This window comes from Pseudomonas sp. MS646, from assembly GCF_036693845.1.
GTDB classification, from domain to species: domain Bacteria; phylum Pseudomonadota; class Gammaproteobacteria; order Pseudomonadales; family Pseudomonadaceae; genus Aquipseudomonas; species Aquipseudomonas chlororaphis_E.
In genome coordinates, this window is sequence record NZ_CP144763.1 from 2,573,308 (window position 1) to 2,597,672 (window position 24,365).

Genomic DNA, 24,365 nt, shown 5'->3' on the forward strand with positions numbered 1-24,365 from the left:
ATCAGGGGAAATGCCATGCAACAGGGTTATCAGATTTCGCTCCGACCGTTGTGCGAGGTGCTGCAATCGGAGCACGTCGATCCGGCCAACGTGGAGTCGGTCCGGCAGTCGATCTTCCGGGCCGGCCATTGGCTGGAACCGATCATTGTCGAGCGCTCCCGAGGCATCGTGATGGACGGCAACCACCGGCTGAACGCGGCGCTGCAGTTGGGGTTGAAGCGAGTGCCGTGCATCCAGCTCGACTATGCCGATCCTCGGGTGCGCGTGCGGCACTGGCAGACCGGCCAGGCGTTCGAGGTGGCGCGGATTTTCACCACCATCGAGCGCGGCGAACTGTTCCCGTACAAGACTACGCGGCACGCGTTCTACCCGGCCCTGCCGGTCATCGCGATCCCGCTGGAGCGCCTGTATGGGTAGGCGGCTCGCCGGGGCGGGCAGGGTGCGGAAAAAAATAACGCCCGTGGGGTGATACTTTTCCGCAGGTCGGCTGGCAATAGGAGTGATTACCATTTTCTCTTGCTGAAAAGGATCCTTACGTCATGTCTGTTGCACGTCGACCTTGCGGTGAATCCGCGCTTTCATTCGCGATTCGTTGCGCCACGCTGGGCATTGTTCTGGTCGCAGGGAGCGCCAACAGCTGGGCTGCAACCTCCACGTCGCCGGCCAGTGCCGACGCGAACGCCGACGCTTCGGCGCCGGCGGATGCCCAGGGCCTGACCCTCGATGAGATCAACATCACCGGTGCCTACAACGGCGCGACCGCGCTGCCGCCGGCGCTCGCGAGCGGGCAGGTGGCCCGTGGGGCACGCCTGGGCATGATGGGCAACAAGGACGTGATGGACACCCCCTTCAACGTGACCAGCTACACCGCCAAGACGTTGGCCGATCTGCAGACCGTGACCGTGGCCGACGCCTTGCAGAGGGATCCCTCGGTGCGCTCGACAGGGCAGACGGGCGGCATCGTCGATTCGTTCTTCATCCGTGGCTTTCCGATCGGCGAGGGCAACATCGGCGAGTTGGCCTACGACGGCGTCTACGGCGTGGCACCCAACTATCGGGTGTTTACCGAGTACGCCGAACGGGTTGAAGTCCTCAAGGGGCCGGGCGCCCTGATGTACGGGATTTCACCGAACAGTGGCATCGGCGGGGTGATCAATATCGTCCCCAAGCGCCCGCTGGACGAAGACCTGACGCGCTTGACCACCACCTACGAATCCGATTCCCAGGTCGGCGGTCATCTTGATCTCAGTCGCCGCTTCGGTTCCGAGAACCAGTTTGGCGTGCGCTTCAATGGCAGCCTGCGGGGCGGCGATACTGTCGTGGACGATCAGGAGCGTGAGCTGAACATCGGCGCCATTGCCCTCGATTACCGGGGCGAGCGGTTGCGCTTGAACCTCGATTTCATCAGCCAGAAAGAAAGCTTCGAAGGTGCCTCGCGGCCCTTCACGATCGCACCGGGCGTGGAGGTGCCGTCCGCGCCCAACGGCCGGACCAACCTGCCGCAGAAGTGGGGCTGGTCGGACACCCGTGAACAGTCGGCCCTGCTGGGCGGCGAGTATGACCTGAACGATTCGCTGACCGTGTTCGCTCATGCCGGCGGTGGCCGCTCGGACGTCGATCGGATGTCCGACCAGGTGCCCAGGATCCTCAACAGTGCCGGGGATACCAGCAACGTGCCGGGGCACTATAAGTTCAACGTCGATCGTTCGACCGCCGACGTCGGCTTGCGCGGCGTGTTCGCCACCGGCCCCGTCACCCACACCACCACGGTGATGGCGACCACCTATCAGGATGAATTGTCCCGGGGGATCACCAACGGTACGGCGATTACCTCGAACATCTACCACCCCGTGGATGCCCCCAAGCAGTACCTGCGTTCGCCCAAGGTCCAACGGGTGTCCGAATCGGAGCTGTCCGGCGTCGCCGTGACCGACACGCTGTCGGTGCTCGACGACCGGTTGCAACTGACCCTGGGCCTGCGCCGGCAAAACGTGGAGTCGCGCAATTACAGCAACGGCGCGGTCAGCTCCCGCTATGACGACAGCGCGACCAACCCGATGGTGGGCGTGGTGGTCAAGCCCTGGGACGACGTGTCCTTCTACTACAACTATGTCGAGGGCCTGAGCAAAGGCGATACCGCGCCGAGTGGGGCAAGCAACAGCGGCATGACGTTCGCCCCCTACGAGTCCAAGCAGCACGAGCTCGGCGTCAAGTATGAGCATGGCACCTTCATGACCACCCTGGCGTTGTTCCAGATCGAGAAGCCGGGTGGCGAGCTGGGCGCGGATGGCGTGTTCTCGGTGCAGGCCGAGCAACGCAACCGCGGTGTCGAGCTGAGCATGTTCGGCGAAGTTGCCCCCGGCACCCGGCTGATGGGCGGCGTGACGCTGCTCGATGGCGAGTTGACGGAGTCGGCCACCGCCGCCAACCGGGGCAACAAACCCGTAGGCGTGCCGGACGTCCAGGCCAACCTCTGGGCCGAATGGGACACCCCATGGGTGCAAGGCTTTACCCTCACCGGCGGGGCGATCTATACCGACAAGCAGTACGTCAACCAGGCCAACACCCAGTCGCTGGATGCCTGGACCCGCTTCGATGCAGGAGCCCGCTACGCCACCAAAATCGAAGGCCGGCCGACGACGTTCCGGGCCACGGTGCAAAACGTGTTCGATCGCGAGTACTGGTCGGGCGTCGCCTCGTATGGTGCGTTTTCCGCCGGTTCGCCACGCACGTTGCAGTTGTCGGCCACGGTCGATTTCTAGACTGTGTACGAAATAGTTTGAAACGCAGGTTAGGCAAGGCAAAAACCGGCGAGGAAGCGCAGTTGACTGGTTGTCAATGAGCATTCCGAGCCGGTTTTTAACGCCGCATAACCAAGTTTCAGGCTATTTCGTACATAGCCTAGACGCACAACAACGGGTGGCCGCCGTACCGGGCCACCCCCGTTCGATCACCCTCTGAAAAGGACTTTTCATATGCAAGGCAATCCAGGCATGACGCCCTCCAATGCGCGCGCGCCATTGCGCCCGGCGGCAGAGCCGCAGGCCCACGATCCCGACCGGTGCGCCAACGAACCGATTCGCGACCTGCTGCGTTGTTATGGACTGCGCACCAGCCTGATCCGCTTCAAGGTGATCAACGCGTTGCTGGCGGCCGCCCAGGACGGCCGCACGATGGGCGTGCGCGGCGTGCATGCTTATTTGGCGAAAACGTCTGCCGACCTGTCGTTCGTCAGTGTGCGCGAAGTGCTCAGGCGACTTTGCGAAGAGGGACTCATCCTGTTCCAGGCAGACAAGACCTACTGCTTCACCGCCGAGGCTTGGGCGATGCTCGAACAGCACCTCGATGACGGACGGTGACCCGCAAGGGCAAGGATTCAAAAAAGGGGGTAGGTGCGCGGCAGTTGCGAACCGCGCACCGGACGATCAACGCAAGGTGTAGCCGTTGTCCACGATCCAGTCCTGGCCATACACGCCGCGTGCACCCCGGCTCAACTGGAAGAGAATGACGTCGGCCACGGCTTGCGGCTCAAGAAACTGGCCCGTCAATAACCGCTGGTTGACCGTGTTGGCCACGGAGCCCAAGGCCTGTTCATCAAGGCCCAGGGTGCCCCAGATCGGCGTGGCGGTTGGCCCCGGTGAGACCATGTTGAGGCGCACGCCGTGGGGCGCCAGTTCTACCGCCAGGGTGCGCATCTGCGCGCGCAATGCGGCCTTGGAGGCAATGTACGCGGCCAACCCGGCAAAGGTGGCCTGTTCCAGGAAGGTCCCGATGAAGACCACCGATGCCTCAGGGGCCAGATGCTCGCGCAGGCTGCTCAAGGTGTTGAGCGCGCCCGCGCCATTGACTGCCCATTGACGGTCGAAGGCCGCCAGGTCCAGGCCATCGGCCAGTTGTGCGATGCCGGCGTTGGGCACCAGGCAATCCACCTGGCCCAGGGTGCCGACCCGTTGCGCCAGCCTGGCCTGGTCCGCTACCTGTGTGACGTCGCCAGGCAACCAGGACAGCAGGTCGCCGAAGCGCTCGACCAGTTCGCCGAGGCCGCCGATCTGGCGCGACATCGCCACCACCTTCGAACCGCTTTCCAGCAGGCGCCGGGTGACGGCCAGGCCGATGCCCGAACTGGCACCGGTGACTACGCTGAGGTTGGGCTTGAATTCATTGTGCATGGGGCTTCTTCCTAGGTTCGCCAAAAGGGGCGAGTGACCTGATCAGAAACCGTGCCAATCGGTAGCACTATATAAATCAATGACTTGAAACTGATCGTGTCAATTTGACTCGCGCTGGCCAGGGTCAAAACAACCTTCACGTTGGTCGTTATAACTCGTATGGCGTGACCCATCCTGCTGCTGCGCAGATCGTCGCCCAAGGTCCCATCCGTGGGGCCTTGGCGCTAAAGGCATCAGAACAGCCGGGTGAACAACCAGTACAGGCTCCCGGACAACAGGATCGCGGCAGGCAGCGTCAGGACCCAGGCCATTACCAGGTTGCGGATCGTGCGCATTTGCAAGCCGGCCCCGTTGGCGACCATGGTCCCGGCCACGCCCGACGACAGGACGTGGGTGGTGGACACCGGCAGGCCGAACATGTCGGCGGCGCCGATGGTCAGCATCGCGACGGTTTCGGCCGAGGCGCCCTGGGCGTAGGTCAGGTGGCTCTTGCCGATTTTTTCACCCACCGTCACCACAATGCGTTTCCAGCCGACCATGGTGCCCAGGCCGAGGGCGATGGCCACGGCGATCTTCACCCACAGCGGGATGAAGCGTGTGGAATTGTCGATCTGCTGCTTGAACAGTTGCAGCTTGGCGCTGGTGTCGGCGTCGAAGTGGCCGACCTTGTTCTTGTCCATCAGGCGGATGGTTTCGCTGGTCAGGTACATGTCGTTGCGCACGTTGCCCACGGCCTCGGCTGGCACCCTGGCCAGCGAGCCGTAGCCCTTGACCTCGGCGCCGATACTGCCGGTCAGGGCAGCGAGGGCCGGAACCAGTTGCGGCGTCGCCTCCTTGGTGCCGACGTAGGTGGTCAGGATCGCGCGTGGATCTGCCGGTGCCGGCAGCGGCGAGTTCTTCACCAGGGCCTGTTGAGTGACTTCGGCCACGGCGGCGAATTGCAGCGCCTGGTCGGCGGGCATGGCGCGGTTCAGCGCGTAAGCCATGGGCAGGGTGCCGACCAGGATCAACATGATCAGGCCCATGCCTTTCTGCCCGTCGTTGGAACCGTGGGCGAAGGACACACCGGTGCAGGTCAGGATCAGCATGCCGCGAATCCACCACGGCGGCGGCGTGTTGCCTTCGGGTGCCTTGTACAGCGCGCGGTTCTTGACGAAGGCGCGCAGCGCCAGGAGCAGCAACGCGGCGCAGCCGAAACCCACCAGTGGCGACAGCAGCAACGCGTAGCCGATCTTGGTGGCCTGGGCCCAGTCCACGCCGCTGGTGCCGTCGCGGCCATGCATCAGCGCGTTGGCGACCCCGACACCAATGATCGAGCCAATCAGGGTGTGGGACGAGGAGGCCGGCAAGCCCAGCCACCAAGTGCCCAGGTTCCACAGGATGGCGGCGATCAACAGGGCGAAGATCATGGCGAAACCGGCGGAAGAGCCGACCTGCAGGATCAGTTCCACCGGCAGCAGCGCAATGATGCCGAAGGCCACCGCGCCGCTGGACAGCAGCACCCCGAGGAAGTTGAAGAAGCCCGACCAGGCCACGGCGAAATTCGGTGCCATGGAGTTGGTGTAGATGACCGTGGCGACGGCATTGGCGGTGTCATGGAAGCCGTTGACGAACTCGAAGCCCAGGGCGATCAGCAGGGCTACGCCCAACAGCAGAAATGGCGTCCAGGTGGTCACCACCGTGCCCAGTTCGTTCATGTCGTGCATCAGGCTGTAGGCGGTGAACAGCAGCCCGCTGCCCAGCACGGCGAAAAACACCACCAGGGTGATCACGCTCGGCTTGCGGTTGAGTTGCGGTCTTGAGCTGTGGGCGACTGAACTCGGTGAGTCCATGGCCAGGGTCGGGTTCGTCATGATGAAATCCGCTTCTAATAATAAGCTGTTGAGGGAAGGCTCGAGGTCGGGTGCCCGATCAGGTCCGGATCAATAGACCTGCGGCACGATGAGCTCCGGTGGCGTCGGGCTGCGGGTGTAATCTTCCTGTCGCACCCGTTGTGGCAACTCGATTGCCGGCACTTCCACCTCTTCGTAGGGCATCTGCCCCAGCAGGTGATGAATGCAATTGAGTCGGGCCTTTTTCTTGTCGTCGGCTTGCACCACCCACCACGGGGCCTCGGCGATGTGGGTGCGTTCGAGCATGATTTCCTTGGCCTTGGTATAGGCTTCCCAGCGCCGGCGGGACTCCAGGTCCATGGGGCTGAGCTTCCATTGCTTGAGCGGGTCGTGGAGGCGACTGAGAAAACGCAGGTGCTGTTCCTGGTCGGAAATCGAGAACCAGTACTTGATCAGCTGGATGCCCGAGCGGGCGAGCATCCGCTCGAATTCCGGCACGGTCCGAAAGAACTCTTCGTACTGGTCGGCGGTGCAGAACCCCATGACCTGCTCGACCCCGGCGCGGTTGTACCAACTGCGGTCGAACAGCACGATTTCGCCTGCTGCCGGCAGATGGGAGACGTAGCGCTGGAAGTACCATTGCGTCCGTTCACGGTCGTTGGGCGCGGGCAGGGCGGCGACCCGGCAGACCCGTGGGTTGAGTCGCTGGGTGATGCGCTTGATGACGCCACCCTTGCCGGCGGCATCGCGGCCTTCGAACAGGATCACCACCTTGTGCCCGGTCTTGACCACCCAGCTCTGCAGCTTCACCAGTTCGCCTTGCAAGCGAAACAGCTCGCTGAAGTAACGCCGGCGACTGTCCTTTTCGCTGCCCGGCGGCGTGTGCTCGTCGAAGAAGGTGTCCATGTCATGCCCGTCTTCGGATAACTCCAGTTCCAGCTCTTCGTCGGTGTGATCGAGCAGCTCGCGGTGGATGCGCTGGATCAAGATGTCCTGGCTAAGCATGGGGGGGAACTCGCGTCGTGGAGAGGCGAATTCGACGCTAGTCGCAATTTGTTACATGTGCGTGACGGTCATCTGCGCTTCACGCGATCGCCATGGGCTAAACCGTTTATCTACGCTCGATGCCCGCACGTTCCACTGGAGATCGAAGAACACGCCGCGCTGTCATCCAGGTGTCATCGACCCTGTGGCAAGCTTTTTGGCAAACCCGCACCGGGTGATCCGACCCGTTGGCAGATGAATGTGCAAGGAACACCGCGATGAAAGGCGACGCCCCCCTGTTTGCGGCCATTGACCTGGGTTCCAACGCGTTTCGCTTGATGATTGGCCAGACGGTCAAGCGCAACCGGCGCCTGGTGATCCAGGAAGTGAAGACCCTGCGTGAACCGGTCCGCCTGGCCGAAGGCTTGCAGGCCGGGGCGCTGGATGAGTTGGCACTGGATCGGGGATGGCAGGCGCTGGCACGGTTTGGCAAGAAACTGCGAGGTTTTGAAGCCGGCCGGGTGCGGGCGGTGGCGACCAGCGCGGTGCGCGAAGCGGCTAACGCTCAACTGTTCCTAGATAGCGCCCAGCGCCACCTGGGCTTTCGGATCGACGTGCTGTCGGGGCAGGAAGAAGCCCGTCTCGTCTACGCCGGGGTCGCTCATACGGTGCCGGGTGTCGAGGACACGCGGCTGGTGGTGGACATCGGCGGCGGCTCATCCGAGCTGATCCTGGGGCGGGGCGACCAGCCACTGTTGACCGAGAGCCTTGCCATAGGCAGCGGTACCTTTGGCACGCGCTATTTCCGTGACGGACACATCACGGCCCCGGCGTTGCTGGAGGCCGAGCGCGTGGCCAGCCTGGCCTTTGAAAAAGTCGCGATGGGTTTTCGTGCCCAGGGTTGGCAACTGGCGATCGGTTCGTCCGGCACGGCGCGGATGCTGGCCAAGGTGCTCAAGGCCAATGGCCTGAACGACCTGGGACAAGGCGGCATCACTTACACCGGGTTGTTGCGCCTGTCGTTGCGCCTGCTGGAAGTCCGGCATGTCGAACAACTACGCCTGGCCGGCCTGCAAGCCCATCGCCTGGGCAGCTTGCCCGGCGGCCTGGCGATCATGCTGGCGGCCTTCAAGGCTTTCGGGATCACCCAGATGATCGCTTCCGAACCGGGTTTGCGCTTTGGCGTTCTCCATGACCTGATCCACAAGCGCTGATCCGGCGCTGTCACGCCCGTCTTCCCATACTGGCAGCGGCTCTATCCAGAGCGCTCGCCACCGTTGTTCCATCCAACCGCGAATGCACTGGGCTGTCGCCAGCGACGGCCTGGGCCCGAGTGATTGCGCGAACGGGGCTTTTCGCTCTTTCGATATGCATTCAGTGAAGGCACAATGCGCATCCTTTTTTGGCTCGCCTTGCCGGAGGCCGCGAAAATGATCAAGACGCCGTACTACCTCATCGACAAACAAAAGCTGCTGGCGAACATGCAGAAGATCGCCTACGTGCGCGAGCAGTCCGGGGCCAAGGCCTTGCTGGCACTCAAGTGCTTCGCCACCTGGTCGGTGTTCGACCTGATGCAGCAGTACATGGACGGCACCACGTCGTCGTCGCTCTACGAGCTCAAGCTCGGCCGCCAGAAGTTCGCGGGCGAGACCCACGCCTACAGCGTTGCCTGGGCCGACGACGAAATCGAAGAGATGCTCGCCAACTGCGACAAGATCATCTTCAACTCCATCGGCCAGTTGCAGCGCTACACCCAAGCCTCGGCCGGCAAGGTCCGTGGCCTGCGGGTCAATCCGCAAGTGAGCAGCTCGGACTACCTGCTGGCCGACCCGGCGCGACCGTTCAGCCGCCTGGGCGAATGGGATCCGGAGAAGATCGAGCAGGTCATCGAGCAGATCTCCGGCTTCATGTTCCACAACAACTGCGAGAACGGCGATTTCGGTCTATTCGACCAGATGCTCGGCACTATCGAGGAACGCTTCGGTCATCTGCTGCATAAGGTCGAGTGGGTCAGCCTCGGCGGCGGCATCCATTTCACCGGCGAGGGCTATGCCCTTGACGCCTTCTGCGCGCGGCTCAAAGCCTTCTCGCAGAAGTATGGCGTGCAGGTCTACCTGGAGCCGGGCGAAGCGGCGATCACCCAGAGCGCTTCTTTGGAAGTCACCGTGCTCGACACACTCTACAACGGCAAGCACCTGGCCGTGGTGGACAGCTCCATCGAGGCGCACATGCTCGACCTGCTGATCTATCGCCTGAACGCCAAGCTGGCACCGAGCGAGGGCGAACACACCTACATGGTGTGCGGCAAGTCCTGCCTGGCCGGAGACATCTTCGGCGAGTATCAATTCGATCGTCCGCTGTCCATCGGCGATCGGCTGTCGTTCATCGACGCAGCGGGCTACACCATGGTCAAGAAGAACTGGTTCAACGGCCTGAAAATGCCGTCCATCGTAGTGAAACAACTCGACGGTAGTGTCGAGCTGGTTCGCGAATTTGTTTACGACGACTACCTGTCCAGCCTCTCTTGAGCGGACAGAAGGAGACTTGAAGAAATTGAAGAAGAACGTACTTATCATTGGTGCAGGAGGTGTCGCCAAGGTGGTGGCCCACAAGTGCGCGCAGCACAACGACGAACTCGGTCGTATTGCTATCGCGTCGCGCAACATCTCCAAATGCCAGGCCATCATCGACAGCGTCAAGGCCAAGGGTAGCCTCAAGCAACCCGCCGACATCAAGGCCTTTGCACTGAACGCCCTGGACGTCGAAGCGACCAAGGCGCTGATTCGCGAAACCGAGTCGCAGATCGTGATCAACGTCGGCTCCGCTTTTCTCAACATGTCGGTGCTGCGTGCCTGCATCGATACCGGCGTGGCCTATCTGGACACCGCCATCCACGAAGAACCGGGCAAGGTCTGCGAGACGCCGCCCTGGTATGGCAACTACGAGTGGAAGCATCTGCAAGAGTGCCAAGAGAAGAACATCACCGCCATTCTCGGCGTCGGCTTCGACCCGGGTGTGGTCAATGCCTATGCGGCCCTGGCGCAACAACAGTATTTCGACCGCATTGATTCGATCGACATCCTCGACGTCAATGCCGGCTCCCACGGCAAATATTTCGCCACCAATTTCGATCCGGAAATCAATTTCCGTGAGTTCACCGGACAGGTGTGGAGCTGGCAGGACAGCCAGTGGACCAGCAACACCATGTTCGAGGTCAAGCGCACCGACGACCTGCCGGTCGTAGGCTCGCAGAACCTGTACCTGACCGGCCACGACGAAGTGCACTCGCTGTCGAAGAACCTCGACGTGCCCAATGTGCGTTTCTGGATGAGCTTCGGCGAACACTACATCAACGTGTTCACGGTACTGCGTAACTTGGGCCTGCTCTCCGAGCAACCGGTCAAGACCGCCGAGGGCCTGGAAGTGGTGCCGCTGAAAGTGGTCAAGGCCGTGCTGCCTGACCCGAGTTCGCTGGCGCCTGGCTACACCGGCAAGACCTGCATCGGCGACCTGGTCAAGGGCGTCAAGGACGGCCAGCCACGCGAAGTGTTCATCTATAACGTGGCCGACCACGAAGATGCCTTCGCGGAAACCGACAGCCAGGGCATTTCCTACACCGCCGGCGTGCCACCCGTGGCTGCCGCGCTGCTGGTCGCCCGTGGCCAGTGGGACGTGCAGCGCATGGTCAACGTCGAAGAGTTGCCGGCCGAGGCGTTCCTCGAAGCGTTGGACGTGATGGGCCTGCCAACGCGCATCAAGGATGAGCAGGGAGACCGTCCCTGGAACCAACAGGCCTGAACGGCTTGGGTAACCGGTAGGTAGCGTTTCGCGTTCCAGAAAAAATGCCCCGTGTCGCAAGATGCGGGGCATTTTTCGTTTTGCAGGGTCGGCGCGGGGCCGCGGTCATTCTGGCCCCTGGCCGCCAAACTCGGATACTCTCTCAGGCGCCGGGGGAATGAGCCCGGCGCCAGCATTCGTTTTCCCGCCAGCCGCCACAGGACATCCAGCGCTCACGTATGGTCAAGCACATCGATCCCGATCTGACGTTGCTGAAAATGCCGTCGCTCAAGGCCGTCAAGTCATTCGTGGCGGCCGCCAAATACCAGAGCTTCACCCGTGCGGCGGAGGCATTGTGCGTCACCCAGGCGGCCATCAGCCGACAGATCCGCGAGCTTGAGGCCTACCTTGAGGTCGATCTGTTCAAAAGGGTGGGGCGGGCGGTCGAGCTGACGGAAGCCGGGGTGATTTTCTTCGACGCGGCGCAGATGTCGTTCGTCAATATCTCCCAGGCGGCCGAGCGCATTCGTACCCACAATGCCGGCAAGCGCGTCCTGACACTGTGCTGTTCCCCGGCGTTTTCCGCGCTGTGGCTGTCGGCGAGGCTGCCGACGTTTTTCAGCCAGAACCCGGACATCGACCTGAACCTGATCACCACGCAGAACTTCCTGTCCATGGAGCCCGGCATTCGCCCGGACATCTTCATTACCAAAATGGCCAAGATCCAGGATGGCTACCAGTGCTACCCACTGTTCCATGACGTGATCTATCCGGTCTGCACGCCCCAGTACAAGGCCGCGCACCCCGAGCTTTCAAGCCTGGAGGGGTTGCGCGACGGCGTCCTGCTGAACCTGAGCCCCTACGGGCGCTCCCAGGTCGCGGAGCACGTGGACTGGGGTGTCTGGCTGGCCTTCAACGACATCGACATCAACGACCGCCCGTTCGACAGCCCTCATGTGCTCAATGCCAATGACTACAACCTCATCATCACCATGGTGCTGACACACCAGGGGGTGGCGCTGGGGTGGAATCATCTGGTGGAGAAGTTGGTGGAGGACGGCACGTTGATTCGTCCGGTGAGTGAGGAGGTGGTGCTCAGGGAGAGTTTGCATTATCTGACCTTTCGCCAGGATCGGCAGAATGATGAGGCGTGTTGTCGGCTGCGCGATTGGATGCTTGCGCAGTTGGCTTGAGTCTCCCTGTGGCGTGGCGCTCGCGGCCATATCTCAATCCCCTGTGGGAGCGGGCTTGCTGGTGCATGCAAAGGCTTCGTACACCCCAAATCCCTTGTGGGAGCGGGCTTGCCCGCGAAAGCTGTGTGTCTGTCATGAAAATGTTGGATGTGCCGCCGTCTTCGCGAGCAAGCCCGCTCCCACAGGTCTTGCTGGTGCATGCAAAGGCGGCATACACCCCAAAATCTCGTGTGGGGTCAGGGCACACCCAAACCCGCATTTTGCCCCCTTTTTTCCAAGCTCAACCCCCTAAAACCGACTGATTGATAACACTAGGTTATGCATTGCTCGGAATAAATGTTTCTTGTTGAGAAATGATTTTGACACGTACTCTTCACCCAAGCCGTAAGCGTTTATGAAGACGGTATGTTGAACAAGCGGGCCCTCGAACAGCTGTAACTAAGGGGCGTTGTTTTGTCAGGTAAGTTTCTAAAAATAAGATCGTGGTACGTCGTTTGGTGCCTGCCAAACGATTAGACATTGTTTCAGTGGATGCTTTTTCGCGTTGTATTCGTGCCGTGTCTGTATGAGCGAGTGCAGGGCGAAGAAGGGCTTTCGCAGATAACTGAAAGATGTGCGCTGGTCAGTTTAGGTTTTTATTTTCATTAAATCGGTCCCGTTCACACGGGGAATTTATATCGTGCGCCGCCGGACTTGGCTCGAGGCGCTTGTTGATACTTCCGGCCATTTGAAATCGGAGAAACCGTCTTGAGATTCGAAGGTATTTATACACCGGCGGTGACGCCGCATACGCCCGATGGCGATATCGACTGGAATGTGTTCGATGACGTTCTGGAGTCGCTGGTCGAGGCGAAAGTACACGGCATTATTATTGGCGGCTCGACCGGCGAATATTATGCGCAGACCGCTGAAGAGCGTCTGGAACTGGCCGCCCGGGCCAAGGATGTCATCGGCTCGCGGGTTCAACTGATCATCGGCACCGGCGCCATCCGTACCGAAGACGCGGTGTTGTTCGCCAAGGATGCCAAGGCCATCAAGGCTGACGCAATCCTGGTCACCACGCCGCCCTATGCGCTGCCGACCGACCAGGAGAACGCGATCCACGCGTTGACCATCGACCGTGCGGCAAACCTGCCGATCATGCTTTACAACTACCCAGGCCGCATGTGCGTGCAAATGAACGAGGATTATCTCGCTCGCGTGGGTAAGTCGAAGAATGTCGTCGCCATCAAGGAAAGTTCCGGTGACATGGGCCGGGTTCACTTGTTGGCGCGGGAGTTTCCGCATATCGCGTTGTCGTGTGGCTGGGACGATCAGGCCCTGGAGTTCTTTGCCTGGGGTGCGCGCAGTTGGGTGTGTGCCGGTTCCAACTTCCTGCCCAGGGAACATGTCGCGTTGTATGAAGCCTGTGTGCTGGAAAAGAACTTCGATAAAGGTCGCCAGATCATGTCGGCAATGATGCCGCTGATGAATGCACTGGACGGTGGAAAGTTCGTGCAGTCAATCAAGTTCGGCTGCGAATTGAATGGATTGAAAGTAGGTGATGTGCGTGCGCCACTGCGTCCGTTGAATGCGGGTGATAAACGAAGTCTGCAAACCGTTATCGCCAACGTGAAACGCACCGTCGCACACATTACCTCGGGAGCCAACCATGCGTGATCTGCTTACTGCGGCTGAATATGCCGCTATCGCCAAATCCATTTCATTTGCGTCCAATGCGTTTATCGACGGGGCTTTCAAACCGGCGATTGGCGGCAAGACATTTGCCACCCATAACCCCGCCACCGGCGCATTCCTCGCGGACATCGCCGCCTGCACCGTCGAGGATGTCGACTACGCGGTGAGCAAGGCCCGGGAAGCGTTCGAGGACGGGCGCTGGAGGCTGTTGGCGCCGGGCGAACGCAAGGCCGTGCTGTTGAAGTTCGCCAAGTTGCTGGAGGACAACCGTCACGAATTGGCGGTGCTGGAAAGCCTGGACAGCGGCAAGCCTGTGCGCGAGTGCCAATGCGTGGATGTGCCGGACACGATTCACACCCTGCGCTGGCACGCTGAAGTCATCGACAAGCTTTACGACCATACCGCCCCGGTGGGCAATGATGCCCTGACCATGGTCGTGCGCGAGCCGATCGGGGTGGTGGGTTGTGTGCTGCCCTGGAACTTCCCGCTGCTGATGCTCGCCTGGAAAATCGGCCCGGCGCTGGCCGCCGGCTGCTCGGTGATTGTCAAGCCGGCCGAGCAGACCACGCTCACCACGTTGCGCGTCGCCGAGTTGGCGTTTGAAGCGGGCGTTCCGGCCGGTGTGCTGAACATCGTGACGGGCACCGGCAAGGACGTTGGCGAACCCATCGGCCTGCACAAAGACGTCGATATGGTCAGCTTCACCGGTTCCACCGCCACCGGCCGCCGCTTCCTGCATTACGCCGCCGACTCCAACCTCAAGCGCGTGGTGCTGGAATGCGGCGGCAAGAACCCCGCCATGGTGATGGATGACGCCGAGGACCTGGACCTGGTGGCCGAACAAGTGGTCAACGGCGCCTTCTGGAACATGGGCGAGAACTGCTCGGCAACGTCGCGCCTGCTGGTGCATGCATCGGTCAAGGATGAACTGCTCCAACGCATGGGCGCCTACCTCAATGAGTGGAAGATGGGCGATCCCCTCGACCCGCACAACCGCGTGGGGGCCTTGGTCAGCAGTGATCATTTCGAGAAAGTGAAGTCGTACCTCGACTACGCGAACGGCGACAAGCTCGCCGTCGTGTACGGCGGCGACACCCAGGATGGCGCCTTCGTGCAGCCGACCGTGATCGATGGCGTCGACCGTGACAGCCGCTTGTTCCAGGAAGAAATCTTCGGCCCGGTGTTGTCCGTGACCTCGTTCACGTCGATCTGCGAAGCCATCGCCCTGGCCAACGACACGGCCTACGGCCTGGCGGCGTCGGTGTACACCGGCAGCCTGCGCAAGGCGATCAAGCTGTCACGGGAGATTCGCGCCGGCATCGTCACCGTCAATTGCTTCGGTGAAGGTGACGCCTCGACGCCGTTCGGCGGGTACAAGGAGTCGGGGTTCGGTGGTCGGGACAAATCGGTCTTCGCCCATGACCAGTACACCGAGATCAAGACCATCTGGATCGATGTGTCCGATCGGTCGGTTGACGAGACCGTAAAATGAGCGCCCATACCATCAAGCGTCTACCGGTAGACACCGGCGTTTCGGGTTGGGAGGCCATTTCGACGCGCTCGACGCCCGTGCGCATGCTTGATGGGCAGGTGACCGCCGATTGGGTGATCATCGGCGCCGGTTTTGCCGGCCTTTCCGCCGCGCGCAGGCTGTCGCAGCTGCGCCCGGGCGAGCGCATCGTGGTGCTGGATGCGCACGAAGTGGCGAAGGGGCCGGCCGGCCGGAACTCAGGCTTCATGATCGACGTGCCGCATAACCTGTCGTCGGGCGAGTACTCCGTGGCCGGTGAGTCGGCCACCGCCCTGGAGATTGCGCAAAATCGGTTTGCGATCGATTTTGCCTCCCAGGCCGCGCATGAATACGGCATGAGTGCGCACACGTTCGATCCTTCCGGCAAGATCAACGCGGCGGCCACCGAGCGCGGGCTCAAGCTCAATGACAACTACGCCAAGTCGCTGCATGGTATTGGCGAGCGGTATGAGTTGTTCGATGCCGCGCAGATGCGCGAAATCACTGGTTCGACTTACTACCACGGCGGGTTGTACACCCCCGGCGCGGTCATGATCCAGCCGGCGCAATACATCCGCGACCTGGCGGCCGGGCTGGCGGACAAGGTGACGCTGCTGGAGCGCTCGCCGGTGATCGAGTTGTCCAGGGCCGGCAGCGACTGGGTCGCTCGCTCGCATCGCGGTACCGTCACTGCGCCCAAGGTGATTCTGGCGGTCAACGGCCACATCGAGGATTTCGGCCACTTCAAGGGCCGCCTGTTGCACGTGTTCACCTACGCGTCGATGACGGCCGGCTACCGGGATGAGCAGTTCGACAAGACGCTGCCCGGCAGGGACCGGTGGGCGTTGCTGCCGGCCGATCCCATGGGCGCCACGCTGCGCAAGATCACCTCGGACGGTTTGTCGCGAATCGTCATCCGGACCAAATTCACCTACGACCCCAGCATCCAGGTAACCCCCAAGCGGGTCGCGGCCGTTGCGCAAGAGCAGCGGCACTCGCTGGACCTGCGCTTCCCTGAATTGAAGGACACGCCGTTCGAATTCAGTTGGGCGGGGCGGCTCTGCCTGAGTCGCAACAGCGCACCGGCGTTTGGCGAAATTGAACCGAACCTCTACAGCGCTTGCTGTGAGAACGGCCTGGGCACCGTCAAGAGCACCCTGGCCGGGGTCATGGCCGCTGAGTTGGCCACGGGCACCGACTCGAAGTTCCTTGAGAGTTTCAGTCATGCCCCGGGGCCGAGCAGGCTGCCGCCCAGGTTGTTGACGCAATGGGGGGTGCGCTCGGTCATTCGTTGGCAGGCATTCAAAGCGGGAAAAGAAGGTTGAAGCAGTTGTAAAAAAAGAAGCGGCTTTCAAAAGCCGGAGCCAGTTCCATAAACGTAGAACGGGGAAACGCCATGAACAAGATCTGGAAGACAGTCTGCGCCGTCGCCATCGCCGGCATGATGAGTCTGCAAGCTCACGCTGAAGAAAAGACCATCACCATGGGGACGATGAACTGGGAGGACCTGACGCCCATCACCGGTATCACCAAGAAGGTGCTCGAAGACTCCGGCTACACCGTGAAAGTCGTCGAGTTTTCCGAGTGGGGCATTGCCTACGCGGCGTTGACCAAGGGTGACGTCCAGGTGCTGGCGTCCCAGACCGACTATGCAGCCTCCGACTACTGGAACAAGAACAAGAACAAGCTCGAAAAACTGTCGCCGGTGTCCTTCGGCCTGTACCAGGGGCTGGCTGTACCGAGCTACGTCGACATCGATTCGATCGACCAGTTGAACGCCAACGCGGACAAGTTCGGCGGCAAGATCATCGGCATCGAACCCGGTTCGGGCCTGATGAGCGACGCCACCAACGTGGTCAAGGCCTACGACCTCAAGCTCAAATTGATCGAGGGCAGCACGTCGGCCATGACCGCCGCACTGAAGTCGGCGGTCGACCGCAAGGAGTGGGTTGCGGTGACCGTCTGGGATCCGTCCTGGATGACCAAGAAATTCGACCTGAAATTCCTCAAGGATCCAAAGGCGATCTTCCCACCGCTGCAAGGCTACTACTGGATTGGCCACAAAGGCTTTGCCGAAGCCAACCCACGTGCGCGTGAACTGATGGCCAGTGTCTATGTGCCGATTGCCGACATCACCTCGATGAACGCCGAGGTCAAGGACGGCAAGACCATGGAGCAGGCCGTGAAGGGCTGGACCGACAGCCACAGCGATCTGTTGAAGCGCTGGGGAAACATCAAGAACTGATACGCCTTGCGTGCTTGCCACTGCCGCCCTTTGATTAATGAGAGAAGCCGGTACGAACCGGCTCGATGGGTTACGAAATGACAACGGCCAAAATAGACACTCACGAAGTGCTGGTGGATTGCCAGTCGGTCTGGAAAATCTTCGGTAAGAGCGCGCCCGCGGCGATCGATGCGGTCGCCCAGCGCGGGCTCACCAAGACCCAGATACTGCAAGAATACAGCTGCGTAGTCGGCGTCTCGGATGTCAGTCTCCAGGTTCGGCGTGGAGAGATCTTCTGCATCATGGGGTTGTCTGGCAGTGGTAAATCCACGCTGATCAGGCTGCTCAACAAACTCATCACCCCCAGCGCGGGCAAGGTCCTGGTCAAGGGCAAGGACCTGTCTGCGTTGTCACCCAAGGCGTTGCGCGAGGTGAGGGCGCGGCACATCGGCATGGTCTTCCAGAGCGTGGCCTTGTTGCCGAACCGCACCGTGCTGGAAAACACCGCCTTTGGCCTGGAGGTCCAGGGCGTCGGCAAGGCCGAGCGCTACAAGGTGGCCGAGCGGGCGCTGGCGAAGGTGGGGTTGAGTGAGTGGGCTTCGCGCTATCCGACCGAACTGTCCGGCGGGATGCAGCAGCGGGTCGGCCTGGCCCGGGCGATCACCGCCGACCCGGAAGTGATCCTCATGGACGAGCCGTTCAGCGCGCTCGACCCGCTGATTCGCCGCCAGTTGCAGGACGAGTTCCGCCAACTGACCAAGGACCTGGGCAAGTCGGCGGTCTTCATCACCCACGACCTGGACGAGGCGATACGCATCGGCGACCGCATCGCGATCATGAAGGACGGTGTGATCATCCAGGTCGGCACGGCCGAAGAGATTGTCTTGAACCCGGCCGATGACTACGTGGCCGAGTTTGTCGCCGGCATTTCCCGGCTGCACCTGGTCAAGGCGCATTCGGTGATGACGCCGGTGGAGCCGTTCAAGGCGGCCAATCCCGGTTGTGATATCGCCAAGCTGGCCAAGACCACGCCGGACGCGGACATCGATGAGTTGATCGGCCTGACCATGAAGTCCGAGCGCGATGCCCTGGCGGTGGTCGATAACGGCGTGGTGGTTGGCGTCATTACACCCCGTGACTTGCTGCGTGGCGTGCAGGGTACTGCTAACGAGTTCATTGCACCGTCGGCCGTCGATGCGCTGGAGGCGGCGACATGAGTACGCCTGATTTCTCCAGCCAGTTCGACGCGGCCATCGACGCCACCCTGGAGTGGTTGTCGGAGCATGGCGAGTTTCTTTTCGACGCCGCCAACGGGGCACTGACCAGCGTCTACAAAGGCGTGCTGTGGTGCATCGCGTACCCGCCGTCCTGGGTTGTCGCGCTGATCGTGGCCCTGGTCGGCTGGCGAATGATCGGTGCGCGTTTTGCGCTGCTGGCAGGCCTGGCGCTGATGTTCTGCGCCTTGATCGGCCTGTGGCCGGAAACGGTGAGCACCCTGGCCCTGGTGCTCACCGCGACGGTGCTGGCCTTGCTGGTCGCCATCCCCCTTGGGGTTGTCGCCGGCCTGACCCCGGCGTTCGATCGCGTGGTGGACCCTTGCCTTGACCTGGTGCAGACCATGCCGCCGTACATCTACCTGTTGCCGGCGATTGCGCTGCTCGGCTACGGGCCGGCCACGGCGCTGCTGGCGACGTTCATCGTCGCGGTGCCGCCGGCCATGCGGTTGACCTCGCTGGGCATCCGCATGACGCCCAACGAGTTCATCGAACTGGGCAATGCCAGCGGCGTCACCGGCCTGCAGATGTTCTTCAAGATCCGCTTGCCGTTCGCCATGCCCAGCATCATGGCCGGGGTCAACCAGAGCCTGATGATGGCGTTCGGCATGGTGGTCATCGCCGGCATCGTCGGTTCGGGCGGGTTGGGCGAAGCCATCTACGGCGCGGTGCGCACGTTGGACATCGCCAAATCCATCAACGCCGCCATCGCCATCGTGATCCTCACCATGATTCTCGATCGTCTCGCGCAGGCCGCCGCCCGTACGCGAGTGGGAGACAGCCAATGAGTATGTCGGACATGCGTTTTTCACCGGGCCAATTCCTTGCGCCCGGCGTGGATTGGCTGAACGCCAACCTGCACGGTCTGTTTGTCGCCATCAGCCAGGTCGTCGAAGCGGTACTGGGCTTTGTCGAGCATGCGTTGCTGGCACCGCACCCCTATGTGCTCATCGGCATCGTCGTGGCCGCGGCGTTCTTTTTCGCCAATCGGCGGGTGGCGCTGTTTGCCGCGTTGATGTTGGCGTTCTGCCTGTTTTCCGGCCTGTGGGTGGCGTCCATGCAAACCATCGCGCTGGTCTCGGTGGCGGTGCTGATCTCGGTGTCGGTGGCGTTCCCGTTGGGCGTCCTGGCCGCCCGGGTGAAGAAGGTCGAGGACGCTTTCCTGCCGATCCTGAACATCATGCAGACCGTGCCGCCCTGGGTTTACCTGATCCCGGCGGTGATGCTGTTCAGCCTCGGGCGCGTACCGGCGATCATCGCGACGATTGTCTACGGCATCCCGCCGATGCTCAGGCTCACCACCCTGGCCTTCAAGCAACTGCCCAAGGACCTGCTCGAACTGGGCCAGGCATCGGGGGCTTCGCCTCGGGACATCCTGTTCAAGATCGAACTGCCCACGGCGGCGCCGACCCTCTTGGTCGGCCTGAACCAATGCATCCTCATGTCCCTGGCCATGGTGGTCCTGGCGGGGTTGGTGGGGGCCGGTGGCCTGGGGGCCGAAGTCACCCGGGGCCTGTCCCGAATGGAGATGGGCCTGGGGCTGCGGGCTGGCCTGGCCATCGTCGCGGTCGCCTTGCTGATGGACCGACTGTCACGCGGGGCGTTGCAGCGTCACGCGCCGGCCAAACTGGTTTAGGAGGAGCCTGCATGAGACGCAGTTTTTTCTGTATCGATTCCCACGCCTGCGGCAACCCCGTGCGCGTGGTGGCCGGAGGCGGGCCGCTGTTGCCCGCCGTTTCCATGGCCGAGCGCCGGGAGATATTTGTCCGCGACCACGATTGGGTGCGCACGGCGTTGATGTTCGAGCCCCGGGGCCACGACATCATGTCCGGCGTGATCATCTATCCCTCAGTGCGGGACGATTGCGACTTCGGCGCGCTGTTCATCGAAGTCAGCGGCTGCCTGCCGATGTGCGGTGCCGGCACCATTGGGCTGTCGACGGTGGTCATCGAAGAGGGTCTGATCGTTCCTCGCGTACCGGGCACCCTGGCCATCGAAACGCCGGCGGGTCGGGTCGATGTGGCGTATACGCTGGAGGGCGAGACGGTCGATGCGATTCGGTTGTTCAACGTCGCCAGTTACCTGCACAGCGCTGATGTATCGGTCGAGGTCCCCGGCGTCGGCGTGCTCACGGTGGACATCGCCTATGGCGGCAACTTCTACGCGGTGGTCGAACCCCAGGCGAACTGGGCAGGCTTCGACGGGTTGAATGCCGCGGATATCGTCGGCCTGAGCCAGAAACTTCGCGATGCCCTGGCGGACATCTGCGACCCCGTCCACCCCGAGAACAGCCGGATCCGCGGCGTCCACCACATCATCTGGTGCGATGCGCCGCACAACGTCACAGCCGATGGTCGCTGCGCGGTGTTCTACGGCGATAAAGCCATCGACCGCTCGCCCGGCGGCACCGGCACTTCGGCCAGGATGGCCCAGCTGTTCGGCAAGGGCCGCTTGAAGGTCGGTGACACGTTCCGCAACGAAAGCCTGATCGGCACGGTATTCGAAGGGAAGGTCGAAGCGGCCGTCGCTGTCGGCGCCTTCGCCGGCATCCGGCCGAGCATCAGTGGCTGGGCGCAGATCATTGGCCATAACACGATCTTCGTCGACGACAAGGATCCGCTGGCCCATGGGTTTCAGTTGGCCTGAGGACGAAAAGGCCGAGGTTGGGTGTCGGTTTGTGCTTTCGATGCCCAGCCGTTAGACGCCGTTTTTTTCTTGCTTGTGCAGCATCTCCAGTGTTCGCACATCGACACTCACCGTGCTGTCCAGCGCCCGCGCATACACGGAGCCCGCTTCGGCAGCGGCGCGGAACAGCGTCATGCACGACGCGAACTTCATGGCATCGAGCTCCCCCAGCAGTCGCTGGACCGGCACTGACGAGTCCAGCACGGTGCGAGTCGCCCGTTCCAGACGCGGTCCCAGCAGGGGGTGCTGCAGGTAATCGCGCGCTTCTTCAATGTCCCGCAGCCCATAGTAGGCGGCGTTTTCACTGCGACCCAGGCCGCGCAGTTGGGGAAAGATGAACCATATCCAGTGGCTTTGCTTGCGCCCGCGCTCAAGCTCAGCCATGGCGGTTTCAAAGGTGGAGGTTTGGGCCTGGACGAAACGTTCCAGTGATTCAGTCATGGGATGCCCCCCGCAGGCAAGTTAATCCCGGTCAGTTAAGCGGATCCCTGAAGAACACACAAACCGTGGCGAGGGAGCTTGCTCCCGCTGGGCTGCGAAGCGGCCCTCCTATCTACCCTGACACCTCGCGATATCAATCGTGTCCAACAGGGGCCGCTTCGCGTCCCAGCGGGAGCCAGCTCCCTCGCCACAGGTATTGCTCGGCCGTGCAGGCCTTGGTTACAGCCGCTCAGCCTGGAGGCCCGTCAGCGCAGCTCCAACGCCTCATGAAACTTCGCCTGGGACTTGCCCGCACGCTTGGCCCGATAAAGGGCTTCATCAGCCTGGGCCAGGGCTTCGCTGAACGCGCCGCCGGTCCATAGGGCGCCGCCGATGCTGCAGCCGATCTGGAGCGTTTCTCCGGCCAGCAGCATCGGTTCGGCCAGTTTGGCAACGATGCGCTGGGCGGCGCCCTGGATGTTGGTCAGGGTTTCTCCCGAGCGCAGGCGCAGCAGGAGGACGAACTCATCGCCGCCATGGCGCACGGCGATGTCGCCGTCGCGCACCGTTGTGAGGAGGCGATTGCCGACTTCCTGCAGCAGCGCGTCGCCCATGGCATGGCCGAAGCGATCGTTGACGGGCTTGAACCCGTCGAGGTCCAGGCATAGCACGCCGAAATCAGGCCGCTCGCCGCTTTCGCTGGCCACTGCCTCGACGTATTTGTCCAGCGCCGCCCGGTTGGGCAAGCCGGTGACGGTATCGCGGTAGGCCATGCCTTCGGCCACGGCCAGTTGGCTTCTTTTTCGGGTCAGGCTGTCGACGAGGTGGCGGATCGCGAGGCTCAACGTCTCGACCTCACGGCTGCCCTTGAGCAGCGGGATGCGCACGTCAGCGCCTTGGGACAGGCGCGCGGCCGCATCGGCGATCTGGTCCACCGGCCCGGTGATGATGCCTGCCACGAACCAGCCAACCAACGCGAATACCACCGAAAGCACGATGCCCCAGATCAGGATCTCATCGCGCAACTGATGCGCTTCGGCAAAGGCTGCGTCGGCCGGCTGTCGGGTAATGACCGTCCAGCCCAGGCCACGGTAGTCGTCAACGCCGGTGCTCTGGGCGAAACCGGCCAGGTAGAGGTTGCCGTCCTGCCAGCGCGCCACCGACCAGTTTTGTCCGCTGCCGTCGTCGAGCTGGATGCCCAGGGGCTTGCCGATCATCGCCTTGGGACCCAGCAGCACGGTGCCGTCCTTGCTGACCACCAGGAACTCCAGGCCAGGTAAACGCTTCTGCAACGGCTCGAACAGGGATCGGCCAACCTCGGCGGCCCACTTCCAGGACAGGTGGGTCGCCAGCACGCCCATGAACTGGCCGGCGTTGTCACGGACCGGCATGCTGATGTCGACGAACTTCATCGCTTCGCCAGAAGGGTTGGGCAGCAGCTTGGCCAGCATGACCGCGTCGTGGACGTCGCCGATGAAGGTTGTGTCCTTGCCTTGGAGGAAGACCGGGCGCGCCGAAATGTCCGCGCCTTCCAGCAGTTTGTCGGTGGAGGCCACCACCGTGCCGTGCGCGTCGGTCAGGCCGATCCACGAGTAGCTGGGAAACTGGTCGCTGAGGTGGTTGAGCAGCGACCGGGCCTCGCCGGTGTTCGCCGGGTCGCGCAGGGCTTGCAGCTGGCTCAGGACCGTGAGCGACTTGGAGCGACTGCTCATGTCGCGGTCCAGGCGATCGATCATCGAGTAGGCGTACTCGCTCAACTGCAGCCCGTTGTGCTCCTTGAGCCTGGAGATGGAGGACTCGCCGATGGCGGCGCCGAACAGGCAACTGAGGACCAGCACGACCGAGGCCACTGCGATGGCGAAGCGCGCCCGGAGGCTGTTGAAAGGAAGGAAATGCATCGTTTGCCGCCATGGATTGAGTCGCAAAGCCAGGGTCCTTGGCGTTTTATTTCGCTTATCGTCGCAGAATTCCTTGATCTAGGGTACTGGGTGGTCGGTTGTAGACCTTTGAGGGCCGCTACCAGCCTTTCACGCCGCTCATGTCCGGCAGTTTGTGGGCGATGCCTTTGTGGCAGTCGATGCAGGTGGCTTCGCCATTGGCCAGTGACGTCGAGTGCATGGCGGCGGCTCGCTTGCCCTGGCGGGTGAAATCCATGAATTCGAAGTTATGGCAGTTGCGGCATTCACGTGAATCGTTGGCCTTGAGCCTGTTCCATTCGTGTTCGGCCAGCTCGCGGCGCATGGCGAGGAATTTGTCGCGGGTGTCGATGGTGCCGAAGAGCTTGCCCCAGACCTCTTTAGACGCCTGCATCTTGCGTGCGATCTTGTGCGTCCATTCGTGGGGAACGTGGCAATCCGGGCAACTGGCGCGTACGCCTGAGCGATTGGTGTAGTGGATCGTGTCCTTGAGTTCGACGAAGACGTTGTCGCGCATTTCATGGCAGGAGACGCAGAACGTCTCGGTGTTGGTGGCCTCCAGCGCGGTGTTGAAACCGCCCCAGAAGATGATCCCGGCGACAAACCCTCCCAGCGTCAGGAAACCCAGGCTGTAGTACAGGCTGGGGCGACGCAGGACACCCCAGTAATCCTTGAGCAGGGCGAACAGTGCTTTCATGTTGCCT

The 24,365-nt window shown here is 62.1% G+C and carries 21 protein-coding genes; 15 read left to right on the forward strand and 6 right to left on the reverse strand.

Going from position 1 to position 24,365, the window contains the following annotated elements; translation table 11 throughout:
• The first annotated feature begins 15 nt into the window (after positions 1 to 15).
• The 3 genes from V3H56_RS11370 to V3H56_RS11380 all read left to right on the forward strand — a co-directional run bounded on the left by V3H56_RS11370 (position 16) and on the right by V3H56_RS11380 (position 3,359).
• A complete protein-coding gene (locus tag V3H56_RS11370; RefSeq protein WP_338474640.1) occupies positions 16 to 417 on the forward strand; it encodes a ParB N-terminal domain-containing protein in 402 nt (133 codons plus the stop codon).
• A gap of 122 nt (positions 418 to 539) precedes the next feature.
• Positions 540 to 2,762, forward strand: coding sequence for a TonB-dependent siderophore receptor (locus V3H56_RS11375; protein ID WP_047735502.1), 2,223 nt, complete (start codon positions 540 to 542; stop codon positions 2,760 to 2,762).
• A 231-nt stretch (positions 2,763 to 2,993) separates the two neighbouring features.
• Positions 2,994 to 3,359, forward strand: coding sequence for a fe2+ zn2+ uptake regulation protein (locus V3H56_RS11380; protein WP_234408035.1), 366 nt, complete (start codon positions 2,994 to 2,996; stop codon positions 3,357 to 3,359).
• A gap of 66 nt (positions 3,360 to 3,425) precedes the next feature.
• Here the strand turns inward: V3H56_RS11380 and V3H56_RS11385 are convergent, their stop codons facing one another.
• The 3 genes from V3H56_RS11385 to ppk2 all read right to left on the reverse strand — a co-directional run bounded on the left by V3H56_RS11385 (position 3,426) and on the right by ppk2 (position 7,006).
• Positions 3,426 to 4,169, reverse strand: coding sequence for an SDR family oxidoreductase (locus V3H56_RS11385; protein ID WP_047735500.1), 744 nt, complete (start codon positions 4,167 to 4,169; stop codon positions 3,426 to 3,428).
• A 233-nt stretch (positions 4,170 to 4,402) separates the two neighbouring features.
• Positions 4,403 to 6,022 (reverse strand): inorganic phosphate transporter, encoded by a 1,620-nt coding sequence (locus tag V3H56_RS11390; RefSeq protein WP_042729723.1) that lies wholly within the window; start codon positions 6,020 to 6,022, stop codon positions 4,403 to 4,405.
• 69 nt (positions 6,023 to 6,091) lie between these two features.
• Positions 6,092 to 7,006, reverse strand: a complete 915-nt coding sequence (ppk2, locus tag V3H56_RS11395) for a polyphosphate kinase 2 (protein ID WP_042729724.1) — start codon at positions 7,004 to 7,006, stop codon at positions 6,092 to 6,094.
• 257 nt (positions 7,007 to 7,263) lie between these two features.
• On the opposite strand from ppk2, the gene V3H56_RS11400 reads away from it, so the two are divergent.
• The 12 genes from V3H56_RS11400 (at position 7,264) to V3H56_RS11455 (ending at position 21,286) form a co-directional block, all read left to right on the forward strand.
• Complete coding sequence (locus tag V3H56_RS11400; RefSeq protein ID WP_047735498.1) at positions 7,264 to 8,199, forward strand: phosphatase; 936 nt, start codon at positions 7,264 to 7,266, stop codon at positions 8,197 to 8,199.
• 216 nt (positions 8,200 to 8,415) lie between these two features.
• A complete protein-coding gene (gene nspC / locus V3H56_RS11405) occupies positions 8,416 to 9,513 on the forward strand; it encodes a carboxynorspermidine decarboxylase (protein ID WP_042728662.1) in 1,098 nt (365 codons plus the stop codon).
• A 25-nt stretch (positions 9,514 to 9,538) separates the two neighbouring features.
• Positions 9,539 to 10,783, forward strand: a complete 1,245-nt coding sequence (locus V3H56_RS11410; protein ID WP_042728661.1) for a saccharopine dehydrogenase family protein — start codon at positions 9,539 to 9,541, stop codon at positions 10,781 to 10,783.
• A 218-nt stretch (positions 10,784 to 11,001) separates the two neighbouring features.
• Positions 11,002 to 11,955, forward strand: a complete 954-nt coding sequence (locus V3H56_RS11415) for a LysR family transcriptional regulator (protein ID WP_042728657.1) — start codon at positions 11,002 to 11,004, stop codon at positions 11,953 to 11,955.
• A gap of 747 nt (positions 11,956 to 12,702) precedes the next feature.
• Entirely contained in the window at positions 12,703 to 13,614 is a 912-nt protein-coding gene (locus tag V3H56_RS11420; protein ID WP_042728656.1) for a dihydrodipicolinate synthase family protein, read from the forward strand.
• A complete protein-coding gene (locus tag V3H56_RS11425) occupies positions 13,607 to 15,124 on the forward strand; it encodes an aldehyde dehydrogenase (RefSeq protein ID WP_338474641.1) in 1,518 nt (505 codons plus the stop codon). Before V3H56_RS11420 ends, V3H56_RS11425 begins: the two co-directional genes overlap by 8 nt.
• Positions 15,121 to 16,467: an FAD-binding oxidoreductase gene (locus V3H56_RS11430; protein ID WP_053145033.1), complete on the forward strand. Its 1,347-nt coding sequence runs from the start codon at positions 15,121 to 15,123 to the stop codon at positions 16,465 to 16,467. The genes V3H56_RS11425 and V3H56_RS11430 overlap by 4 nt, the downstream gene beginning before the upstream one ends.
• A gap of 71 nt (positions 16,468 to 16,538) precedes the next feature.
• A complete protein-coding gene (locus V3H56_RS11435) occupies positions 16,539 to 17,387 on the forward strand; it encodes a glycine betaine ABC transporter substrate-binding protein (RefSeq protein ID WP_042728653.1) in 849 nt (282 codons plus the stop codon).
• A gap of 77 nt (positions 17,388 to 17,464) precedes the next feature.
• Positions 17,465 to 18,583, forward strand: coding sequence for a glycine betaine/L-proline ABC transporter ATP-binding protein (locus tag V3H56_RS11440; protein ID WP_042728660.1), 1,119 nt, complete (start codon positions 17,465 to 17,467; stop codon positions 18,581 to 18,583).
• Positions 18,580 to 19,428, forward strand: coding sequence for an ABC transporter permease subunit (locus V3H56_RS11445; protein ID WP_042728652.1), 849 nt, complete (start codon positions 18,580 to 18,582; stop codon positions 19,426 to 19,428). Before V3H56_RS11440 ends, V3H56_RS11445 begins: the two co-directional genes overlap by 4 nt.
• On the forward strand, positions 19,425 to 20,276 hold the full coding sequence (locus V3H56_RS11450; RefSeq protein WP_042728651.1) for an ABC transporter permease subunit: 852 nt from the start codon (positions 19,425 to 19,427) through the stop codon (positions 20,274 to 20,276). The genes V3H56_RS11445 and V3H56_RS11450 overlap by 4 nt, the downstream gene beginning before the upstream one ends.
• An 11-nt stretch (positions 20,277 to 20,287) precedes the next feature.
• Complete coding sequence (locus tag V3H56_RS11455; RefSeq protein WP_042728650.1) at positions 20,288 to 21,286, forward strand: 4-hydroxyproline epimerase; 999 nt, start codon at positions 20,288 to 20,290, stop codon at positions 21,284 to 21,286.
• Positions 21,287 to 21,337: 51 nt separating this feature from the next.
• Here the strand turns inward: V3H56_RS11455 and V3H56_RS11460 are convergent, their stop codons facing one another.
• The 3 genes from V3H56_RS11460 to V3H56_RS11470 form a co-directional block, all read right to left on the reverse strand.
• Positions 21,338 to 21,766: a DUF1810 domain-containing protein gene (locus tag V3H56_RS11460; protein ID WP_212803689.1), complete on the reverse strand. Its 429-nt coding sequence runs from the start codon at positions 21,764 to 21,766 to the stop codon at positions 21,338 to 21,340.
• A gap of 245 nt (positions 21,767 to 22,011) precedes the next feature.
• Positions 22,012 to 23,643, reverse strand: coding sequence for a diguanylate cyclase (locus V3H56_RS11465; protein WP_338474642.1), 1,632 nt, complete (start codon positions 23,641 to 23,643; stop codon positions 22,012 to 22,014).
• A gap of 118 nt (positions 23,644 to 23,761) precedes the next feature.
• A complete protein-coding gene (locus V3H56_RS11470; RefSeq protein WP_338474643.1) occupies positions 23,762 to 24,358 on the reverse strand; it encodes a cytochrome c3 family protein in 597 nt (198 codons plus the stop codon).
• Positions 24,359 to 24,365: the final 7 nt, after the last annotated feature.